General features: G+C 54.6%; 2 protein-coding genes. Both read left to right on the top strand.

Going from position 1 to position 4,220, the window contains the following annotated elements:
• Positions 1 to 141: 141 nt before the first annotated feature.
• Positions 142 to 1,137 (top strand): tyrosine-type recombinase/integrase, encoded by a 996-nt coding sequence (locus HNQ39_RS29545; protein WP_221290472.1) that lies wholly within the window; start codon positions 142 to 144, stop codon positions 1,135 to 1,137.
• A gap of 15 nt (positions 1,138 to 1,152) precedes the next feature.
• Entirely contained in the window at positions 1,153 to 4,176 is a 3,024-nt protein-coding gene (locus tag HNQ39_RS29540; RefSeq protein WP_184204212.1) for a Tn3 family transposase, read from the top strand.
• Positions 4,177 to 4,220 lie beyond the last annotated feature (44 nt).

Here is a 4,220-nt window from a genome sequence, read left to right as displayed (position 1 = left end):
GGGGCGACTTTAGTTTTTCGGGCAAAACATACGCTAAGGAATCCCATCTTGGCCCCCAGGTAAGAATTGACGATAGAATCGGTGCACCACAAAACTCGCAACAGAATAAACATTCTGTTGCGAGTTGAAAGCGCCTGACCAATGCCTGACAAGCCGCCCCCTCAGACACCAGACAATGACCTCGATGATTCCAAGAAAGATGAGCGAATAAAACTCGCAACAGAATTTTCAGGAGCCGAGATTGTTACCGAATTTATCGAATCGCTCGAAACACGAAGTCCTGCAACACGTGAGGTTTATGCTCGCACGCTCTACCGTATGGCAAGCTGGATCGCTCAGCGTCCAGGAAGTGATGAGGCTTTCTCGGCTGAAGGATTGACTCGCACCGCCCTCGGTAGCTATCTGGGACATCTGGAGCAAGAAGGGCTTAGTCTCAACTCTCGCGTCCGGGTCAAGGTTGTGGCTGGACGCTTTGCACGTTGGCTGAGCGAAGAGAAAGGGCTGCTCACAAAGAACCCAATACGTGATATTGCCCTGCCACCTCAACAGGTGCTCGCGCCACGTGAATTGACTCCAGATCAACGATATGTGCTACACAGCCTCGTCGAACGTGATTCGACCTCTCGAAGTGCCGCCCTATTTGCTTTGGGATATTGGGCGGGCTGTCGCGTAAGTGATGTTGCTCACTTGAAACGCGACAATGCCCATGTGGGGCCAAAGATTGGGTGGATTCATGTTGGACACAAAGGCGGCAAGATGCGCGACATTGACCTCGTCAACGAGGCGCGCCGTCCTCTCTATGCTTACCTGATAAGTGATGAGCGCCGCGAGAGCGATTTCGTTTTCGTGTCTCAGCGAGCAGATCATTTGACGGAAAATGGCATCCATCGATGGTTTGCCACCCTCAAGCAACGGGCACGCAAAGACGAATGGGAGCTGGTTCAGGACATCACCTTTCATGACCTACGGCATGACTTTGCCCACCGGGCACGAGCATCAGGGTGGAGCCTTGAGGAAATAGCTTACTATCTGGGCCATGTCACTGCACGAGGACTACCCGCCATTCAGACGACTGTTCGCTATACCCAGGTCAGCCGAGAGCAGGTGAAAAACAAGCTACGACTTCTGAGAGGGTAGAGAAAAGAGACGATTTTGGCAACGCGCACAGTACTGACTCCAACCCAGCGTCTGGGCTTGCTCGACATCCCGGAAGATATTTCCCAGGCGGAGATCGAGCGTTACTTCACCTTCACCAAGGAGCAAATCGCAACTATCAGGGCGAAACGTGGATACCACAACCGAATCGGCTTCGCCGTCCAGTGGGCATATCTGCGCTATCCAGGACGACGATGGGAACCCAATGAGTTGCCGCCTGATACCGTTTTGCTGCACGTCGCCAAACAGATCCAGACAAACACCGGTCAGAACTTGGAAGCGGCTCAGAGTTTGGAAAATCCGGCCAGTGAATTGTCGCGCTACTCATTAGGGAGAGAAGCCACCCGACACGAGCACTTTCAAGAGCTGCTGGAAATTGGGGGATTCCGCTCCTATGATGCCGCCGCGCAGAAAGAATTGAGCCAGGCTCTTGTGCCTGTAGCTCTCTCGACCGACAGTGGCATCAAGCTCATAGAGGAACTTCTGAGGGAGATGCGTGTGCGCCGAATCGTGGTTCCTGCCCTGTCCGCTCTGGAGAGTTTGGCCTTTGAGGTACGCGCTCAAGCTCAGGAGAGCGTTGCCAATAGTTTGACCCAAGCTCTCACTGAGGAGCAGAAGCAGCTCTTAGATCGCCTCCTTACCTATGACCCGGAGGTGAGTTCCACCCAGATTTTGCTCACCTGGATCAAACAGGCCAGCGGAAAGACAACCTCGGTGACCATCCTGCGGTTTCTGGCTCGAATCCAACGACTCCACGCCATTGGCATCTCCGATGAAGTCGGACGGCTGATTCACCAGAATCGCCTTCAGTCTCTGGCTCGGGAGGCTGCCCGCTACACCCCGCAATTTTTGAGTCGTGCCCCCACTCAAAAGCGATATGCCTATCTGGTGGCTTTTGTCCTAGAAACAACCGCTCGGCTTACAGATCAGGTACTGGCGATGCACGACCGGATGATTCAGAGCATGTTTCGACGTAGCGAGCTGGCTCAGGCGGAGAAAGTCACCCGCAATGGCCGCGCCATCAACGAGAAAGTTCTGCTTCTGGCCCGGCTGGGAAAAGCTCTGATCAATGCCCGTGAAACCCAGAGCGACCCTTTCGCCGCGATTGAATCTGTCGTCACTTGGGAGAGCCTGGCCGCCAGTGTTGCTCAGGCAGAACAGTTAGCCCACCGGGAGAGCTTCAATGCCTTGGAGCACATTGAAGGGCATTATCGGGGTATTCACCGCTATGCTCCCCTGATGCTGGAGGTATTGGAGTTCCGAGGGCATTCCTCGATGAAATCGCTCTTGGAGGCTTTGCCCATCCTGCGTCGCCTGGGAAACGATGAGATCCGGAAAGTTCCACCCGGTGCACCGACCCAGTTCGTCAAGGATGGCTGGAAAGAGTATGTCTTCTCGGAGCGTAAGCAGCTTCAAAGCTCTGCGGGAGATGGTAGCTCGATAGATCGCCGCTACTACGAGCTATGTACTCTGACTGCCCTACGGGATGCCTTGCGTTCGGGAGATGTTTTCGTCAAGGGGAGTCGGCAGTACCGAGATCTGGAAGAGTACCTTCTTCCCCAGAGTGCTGTGGCCGAGGCTCTCAAGGCTGTCCCTCTTGAAACGGATATGGAGCTTTACCTGACGAAGAAACGAGCGCAACTACAAGAAGCTCTGGTTCGGGTCAATCAAAAACTGGAACAAGACCAGCTCGAAGGGGTTCGCCTGGAAAAGGGTAAGAACCGAATCGTCATCTCTCCATTGACATCCAGTGTGCCCGTTGAGGTAGAGGAGCACACTGAGAGAGCCTATGAGCTACTCCCTTCTCTGGCAGGTGCGAGAGGGCGACTGGTCAAAATCACGGATCTCCTGATGGAGGTAGATCGCTGGACGAACTTCACCTCGCACTTCACAACCCTGCGGCAAGGGACACCACCAAAAGACAAAGAAGCTCTCTTTGCCGCGATCCTGGCCGAAGCGACCAATCTGGGAGAGGTCAAGATGGCTGAGGCAACACCCGGAATGACTTACGAGCGTATCGCCAGCGTGATTGACAACTGCTTTCGGGAGAGTACCTTCACCGACTCATTGGCCCAACTGGTTAATGCCCAGCACAACCAGGAACTGGCGGCACTTTGGGGCGATGGCACAACCTCCTCCTCAGACGGTCAACGCTTTCCTGTAGGAGGCAGACGCGAGAGCACTGCCCGCTCCAGCGGCCATAAAAACGCTGGCCCGCAGGTCACTCTCTACTCACATCTATCCTGTCGCTACGCTCCTTATCACATCAAGCCCATCACCACTCAGGAGCGGGAAGCCACTTACGTCCTAGACGGCCTGATGTATCACGAATCCGACATTCAGATAAAGGAGCACTACACCGACACCAATGGCTATACCGAGCAAGTCTTTGCCATGTGCCATCTACAGGGCTTTCGCTTCGCTCCCCGTCTGCGGGACCTAGCCAGCAAAAAGCTCTACATCACAGGGAACTGCGCAGACTATCCAGCTCTTTCATCCGTCCTGGGTGGGAGCGTTCAGGAGAAGGTCATTCGCCAGAACTGGCCAGAGGTTCTTAGGATGGTGGCATCGGTTCGCAAGGGGAGTGTCACAGCTTCCCTGCTCCTCTCACGACTGGCCGCCTACCCGAAGCGCAACAATGTTGCCTGGGCATTGCACGAAATCGGGCAGATAGAACGAGCGTTGTTTACTCTCAACTGGCTAGAAGACCCAGCACTCAGGCAGCGCGTCACCGTGGGACTCAACAAGGGCGAACAGAAACACAACCTCTCCCGCGCCATCTATTTCTACAGGCGGGGAATGATGCAGGAACGTAACTTCGAGCAGATGACTCATCGAGCCAATGGGTTGAACCTAGTGGCGGCGGCCATCGTACTCTGGAATACGGTCTACCTACAGAAAGCCATTCAACGGCTCCAGGAAAGGAATGCCCCAATCCCGCCGGAGTACCTGCCACACCTCTCGCCGATGCTATGGGATCATATTCTTCTGACCGGGGAGTACAAGTGGATGCCTGGTTAGAGCTGCCTTAGCGTATGTTTTGCCCGAAAAACTAAAGTCGCCCC

The organism is Armatimonas rosea (assembly GCF_014202505.1).
GTDB classification, from domain to species: domain Bacteria; phylum Armatimonadota; class Armatimonadia; order Armatimonadales; family Armatimonadaceae; genus Armatimonas; species Armatimonas rosea.
The sequence above is the reverse complement of the archived record's forward strand: the minus strand, read 5'-3'. Positions and strand labels throughout refer to the sequence as shown.